Annotated in this window: 3 protein-coding genes and 1 pseudogene; all 4 read left to right on the top strand. The window is 73.4% G+C overall.

Annotated elements, in window-relative coordinates; genetic code table 11:
• The first annotated feature begins 222 nt into the window (after positions 1 to 222).
• Positions 223 to 1,479, top strand: a complete 1,257-nt coding sequence (locus AOK24_RS32895) for an NAD(P)/FAD-dependent oxidoreductase (protein WP_055723678.1) — start codon at positions 223 to 225, stop codon at positions 1,477 to 1,479.
• Complete coding sequence (locus AOK24_RS32890) at positions 1,476 to 2,204, top strand: DUF1365 domain-containing protein (protein WP_055723677.1); 729 nt, start codon at positions 1,476 to 1,478, stop codon at positions 2,202 to 2,204. The genes AOK24_RS32895 and AOK24_RS32890 overlap by 4 nt, the downstream gene beginning before the upstream one ends.
• Complete coding sequence (locus tag AOK24_RS32885; RefSeq protein WP_055723676.1) at positions 2,201 to 3,481, top strand: class I SAM-dependent methyltransferase; 1,281 nt, start codon at positions 2,201 to 2,203, stop codon at positions 3,479 to 3,481. The genes AOK24_RS32890 and AOK24_RS32885 overlap by 4 nt, the downstream gene beginning before the upstream one ends.
• Positions 3,478 to 3,704, top strand: a pseudogene (locus tag AOK24_RS32880) (SAM-dependent methyltransferase); the annotation flags it as partial. The gene AOK24_RS32885 and the pseudogene AOK24_RS32880, both read left to right, overlap by 4 nt.

The raw sequence follows: 3,704 nt of genomic DNA, 5'->3' as shown, positions 1-3,704 counted from the left end.
ACGTTCGGCTCTCCGACCAGCACGAGTATCCCGATGCCCACGCGCGCCAGCTTCGTGACCAGCGACGTCAAGATGCGCACCGCTTACGCCCCCGCCCCTTGGCCCCCGGTTCGTCGACGGTGCCCCCGAGGCCCCGGAATCTGATGCGGCTCCACTCCAATCCGCGGCGCCACCTGCTCCGGATTACGCGTGGACCTGATCGCGAGCCCGGGAGGAAAGAGGATGAGGCGGACAGCTGTGGTGGGCTCCGGCGTGGCGGGACTGACCGCCGCGTACATCCTGGGCCGGACCTGCCACGTCACCCTGTACGAGGCCGACGACCGGCTCGGCGGACACGCGCACACCCACGAGCTGACCTCGCCGTACGACGGCCGGATGCACCGCGTGGACTCCGGGTTCATCGTGCACAACCGCCGCACCTACCCGAACCTCCTGCGCCTCTTCGACGAACTCGGCGTCGCCACGCAGGAGTCGGAGATGAGCATGTCGGTCCGGTGCGAGGGCTGCGGCCTGGAGTACGCGGGCGCGCGCGGCCCCGCCGGTCTGCTCGCCCGCCCCCGCCACGCCCTGCGCGGCGCGTACCTGCGGCTGCTCGCGGAGGTGCCCGTCTTCCACCGGGCCGCGCGGCGCCTGCTGGCCCGGGACGGCGAACAGGACCTCACCCTGGGCGAGTTCCTGGACCGGGAGGGCTTCTCGGCCTACTTCCGCGCCCACTTCATGACCCCGGTCGTCTCGGCCGTCTGGTCCTGCGACGCCGTCACCGCCCTGCGCTACCCGGCCGCCTATCTGTTCCGCTTCCTGGAGCACCACGGGCTCCTGTCGGTCGGCGGATCACCGGTGTGGCGTACGGTCACCGGCGGTTCCCGCGAGTACGTCGCCCGCGTCGCCGAACACATCACCGAGATCCGCACCGGCACCCCCGTACAGGCCGTACGCCGCCACGCCGACCGCACCGAGGTGACCGCCGGCGACGGCACCGACTCGTACGACGCCGTGGTGATCGCGGTCCACCCGGACCAGGCGCTGCGCCTGCTCGCCGACCCGACCGACCGGGAGCGGGAGGTGCTGGGGGCGTTCCGCTACTCGCGCAACACCACGTTCCTGCACACCGACACCAGCCTGCTGCCCCGTGCCCGCGGCGCCCGCGCCTCCTGGAACTACCTCATGCCGTCCTGCACGTCGGGCGCCGACCGCGTACGGGTCAGCTACGACATGAACCGGCTCCAACGCCTCGACGCCGCCGAGACGTTCGTCGTCACCCTGGGGGGCGAGGACCGCGTCGACAGCGGACGGGTGCTGGCCCGCATGGTCTACGAACACCCCGTCTACACCCCGGAGTCGGTGGCCGCCCAGCACCGGCTGCCCGAACTCGCCCGCGACGTCTGCGTGTTCGCGGGTGCCTACCACGGGTGGGGGTTCCACGAGGACGGCTGCCGCTCCGGCGTCGAGGCCGCCGCCGCGCTGGGGGCACGCTGGTGAACGCCGCCCTGTACACGTGCACGATCCGCCATGTTCGGACCACCCCGTCGCGGTACGCGCTGCGCCACCGCACGTACATGTGGCTGATCGACCCCGACCGCCCGCCCCGACTGCCCCTCCCGCTGCGGCCGTTGGCACGGTTCGACCCGCGCGACCACTTCACCGGCGGCCAGCCGTCCCTGCGCGCCGCCCTCGACGCCTTCCTCGCCGGGCACGGGATCGACCTGGAGGGCGGGCCGGTGCTGATGCTCACCCACGCCCGGGTGTTCGGGTACGTGTTCAACCCGATCAGCCTGTACTGGTGCCACGGACCCGACGGCGAACCGCGCTGCGTGGTCGCCGAGGTGCACAACACCTACGGCGGCCGGCACGCCTATCTCCTCCACCCCGACGAGACCGGGACGGCCGGTGCCGACAAGGAGTTCTACGTCTCGCCGTTCCTCCCCGTGGACGGCCGCTACCGCATGCGGCTGCCGAGACCGGGCCCCCGGCTCGACCTGACCGTGCGCCTGGACCGCGAGGCCGCCCGCACCCTGACGGCCACCGTCCACGGCACCCGGCATCCGGCGACCGTCCCGAACCTGCTGCGGGCCGCTCTGCGCCACCCCTGGTCCACCCTCGCCGCCTCGGCCGCGATCCGCTTCCACGGCATCCGCCTCCACCTGCGGGGCCTGCCCGTCCAGCCCCGACCCGACGACCACCGCACCCCGGAGAACACGACATGAGAACCGCGGACCACCGCAGCACCGCCGACACGCCCGTCGACGCCGAGCGCTGGCCGGACGTGGCCGTCGTACCCGCATCCTCGTGGCCGCGTACCGCCGTGACCGGCGCGCTGGTCCGCCGGGCGCTGGACGGGCTGCCCGTGCGGGCCCGGTTCGCCGGCCGCGACGACGCGGGACGCGGCGGCCCGCTGCTGGAGGTGCGCGACCCGGCCGCCTTCCACGCCCGGATCGGCACCGGCGGCCTGGTCGGGTTCGGCGAGTCCTACATGGCCGGCGAGTGGGACGCCCCCGACCTCGTCGCCGTCCTGACCGTGCTCGCCGGAGACCTGGCCGGCCTGATCCCGGCCCCGCTGCAACGCCTGCGCGGACTGTGGGCCTTGCGGCACCCGCACGAGGAACGCAACACCCCCGACGGCTCCCGCGCCAACATCAGCCGCCACTACGACCTCTCCAACGACCTGTTCGCCCTCTTTCTCGACGACACCCTCAGCTACTCCTCGGCCGTCTTCCGCGGCTTCCCGGCGAGCTGGGACCTCATGGCGGCGGCCCAGCACCGCAAGATCGACCGGCTGCTCGACCTCGCCGGTGTCGGCGAGGGCACCCGGCTGCTGGAGATCGGCACCGGCTGGGGCGAACTGGCCCTGCGCGCCGCCGCCCGAGGCGCCCGCGTCACCTCGCTCACCCTCTCCGCCGAGCAGCGGGCCCTGGCCCTGGAACGCGTACGGGCGGCGGGCCTCCAGGACCGCGTCGCGGTCGAGCTGTGCGACTACCGGGAGGCGGGCGGGGAGTACGACGCCGTCGTCAGCGTGGAGATGATCGAGGCGGTCGGCGCGGAGTTCTGGCCGGCCTACTTCCGCACCCTCGACGAACGGCTCGCCCCGGGCGGCCGGGTGGCGCTCCAGGCGATCACCATGCCCCACGACCGCATGCTGGCCGCCCGTGACACCTTCACCTGGATCCACAAGTACGTCTTCCCCGGCGGCCTCATCCCCTCCACCGAGGCGATCGAGGACACCGCCCGCGAGCACACCCGGCTGCGCCTGTCCCGCCGTGACGCCTTCGGCGCCCACTACGCCGAGACCCTGCGGCTGTGGCGCGAGCGGTTCACGCACCATGCCGACGAGGTCGGCGCCCTCGGCTTCGACGCGACCTTCCGCCGCCTGTGGACCTTCTACCTCGCCTACTCCGAGGCCGGATTCCGCTCCGGCTACCTAGACGTCCAGCAGTACCTGTTCACCAAGGAGAACGAGGAGACCAAGGAGAATCCCGCCCGATGAGCACCCTTGCCCCGCCCGTTGCCGCCCACCTGCGCGTCTGGGACGGCAGTGAGACCGGCCCGGCCGACGCACCCGTCGTGGTGGCGCGCTCCCGGCGCGCGCTGCGCCTCGCGCAGGCGTACGTCACCGGCGAACCCGATGTCGAGGGCGACCTCGCGGAGGGGCTGCGGACCACGTGGGCGGCCCAGCGGAAGCGGGGCCCCCACCCGCCCCGGCCGACGTC

Origin of the sequence: Streptomyces niveiscabiei (genome assembly GCF_001419795.1) — a bacterium.
GTDB lineage: Bacteria > Actinomycetota > Actinomycetes > Streptomycetales > Streptomycetaceae > Streptomyces > Streptomyces niveiscabiei.
Note: the sequence above shows the minus strand (reverse complement) of the source record. Positions and strands in the feature narration are given on the sequence as shown.

What these genes read in the sequence shown, in the direction of transcription:
- AOK24_RS32895 (WP_055723678.1), top strand. Translation starts at nt 223, where the DNA reads ATGAGGCGGACAGCTGTGGTGGGCTCCGGCGTGGCGGGACTGACCGCC.
- AOK24_RS32885 (WP_055723676.1), top strand. Translation starts at nt 2,201, where the DNA reads ATGAGAACCGCGGACCACCGCAGCACCGCCGACACGCCCGTCGACGCC.